At 66.9% G+C, this 1150-nt stretch carries 1 protein-coding gene; it reads left to right on the top strand.

All coding sequences use genetic code 11. The features are described from left to right. Positions 1-985, top strand: a 985-nt coding sequence (locus FJ980_RS33125) for an MFS transporter (protein WP_140547614.1), incomplete at its 5' end; no start/stop codon positions are given. Positions 986-1150 lie beyond the last annotated feature (165 nt).

The following is a 1150-nucleotide window of genomic DNA, read 5'->3' on the forward strand; positions in this document are numbered from 1 at the left end:
CATCGTCGTCACGATCGGCGCGTTGCTTCTCGGCCTGGCCTTGGTGCTGGCCAGCCGCGCGGGCTCGCTTGTCACCTTCCAGATCACCTTTGGCGTGCTCGTCGGGCTCGCGGCCAGCGCCTTCTTCGCACCGATGATCGCGCTTACAACAGGCTGGTTCGACACCAATCGCGCCCTTGCCGTGTCGCTGGTCTCGGCCGGCATGGGCGTCGCGCCGATGACGATCTCGCCCTTCGCCCGCTGGCTGATCTCGGCCTATGAATGGCGCACCGCCATGTTCGACATCGGCATCATGGCTTGGGTGCTGCTCCTGCCGGCGGTGCTTCTGGTGCGCCAGCCACCGAAGCCTGTCGTGACCGACACTGGCTCCTCGCCGGTTGCCGAGGGCGCCGGCCTGAGCGTCGGCCAAGCGCTGCGCTCGCCGCAATTCATCGTGCTGGGGCTCACCTTCTTCGCCTGCTGCGCGGCGCATTCGGGGCCGATTTTCCACATGGTCAGCTATGCCATGCTGTGCGGCGTGGCGCCCATGGCCGCCGTCTCGATCTACAGCGTCGAGGGCCTTGCCGGGCTTGGCGGGCGTCTGCTCTACGGCGTGCTCGCCGACAGGCTTGGCGTCAAGCCGGTGCTGATCGCCGGCTTGTTGATCCAGGCCGTGGTGATCGCCGCCTATCTCTCGATCAGTCAGCTCGGCCAGTTCTACATGCTGGCCGTCGTCTTCGGCGCCACCTATGGCGGCGTCATGCCCCTCTACGCAGTGCTGGCGCGCGAATATTTCGGCCAGCGCATCCTGGGCACCGTGTTCGGCGCCGCCACCATGCTGTCCAGCCTCGGCATGGCGCTCGGCCCGCTCGCCGGCGGCATGGTGTTCGACGCCTACGCCAACTACCATTGGCTGTTCATCGGTTCGGCCCTCATCGGGCTGGGTGCGGCGGGCATCGCCATCGCCTTCCCGCCACTGCCGCGCAGAGCGTTGCAGCCGGCATAGCGGAGCAAACGAAAGGGCCGGCCCAGGATTTGGGCCGGCCCTCGGGTCTGTCGAATTCTTGAGCTGTTCGTCGGCGCCTACCCGAACATCCGCTCGCCCTGCTCGTCGACGAGCTGGATGCCCTTCTTGATCGAGATGTCGACGGCGTCGTCCAATCCGGCGAAG

The sequence above is a fragment of the Mesorhizobium sp. B1-1-5 genome (genome assembly GCF_006443065.1).
Lineage (GTDB): Bacteria > Pseudomonadota > Alphaproteobacteria > Rhizobiales > Rhizobiaceae > Mesorhizobium.